Source organism: Thalassospira mesophila (assembly GCF_002115755.1).
Lineage (GTDB): Bacteria > Pseudomonadota > Alphaproteobacteria > Rhodospirillales > Thalassospiraceae > Thalassospira > Thalassospira mesophila.
Genome location: NZ_JFKA01000093.1, coordinates 1 through 303 on the forward strand (window position 1 = coordinate 1; position 303 = coordinate 303).

The 303-nt window shown below is 55.8% G+C and carries 1 protein-coding gene; it reads left to right on the forward strand.

The window, feature by feature from the left end:
* Positions 1-12: 12 nt before the first annotated feature.
* Positions 13-303 (forward strand): IS66 family transposase (locus tag TMES_RS22185; protein ID WP_425444070.1); only part of this gene is annotated, 291 nt, incomplete at its 3' end.

A 303-nucleotide genomic window follows, 5' to 3' on the forward strand; every position in this document is an offset into this window, starting at 1 on the left:
CATATCGGGCATCTGTTCGACATCGAACGGCAGATTATCAACAAGCCGCCCGATGACCGTTTGGCGGTGCGTCAGTCTCACAGCCTGACGCACCTTGACGAAACAAAAACCTGCTTCGAGCATTCCTTGCGCAGAATACCAGGCAAAAGCGATCTGGCTGGAGCATTCCGTTATGCCCTGACCCGGTGGGACGCTTTGACCTGCTATGCTTATGACGGCAGATGCGAGATCAGCAACAATGCCGCAGAGCGGGCAATTCGGCCTTTGGCTGTCGGAAGGCGCAACTGGCTGTTTGCCGGTTCA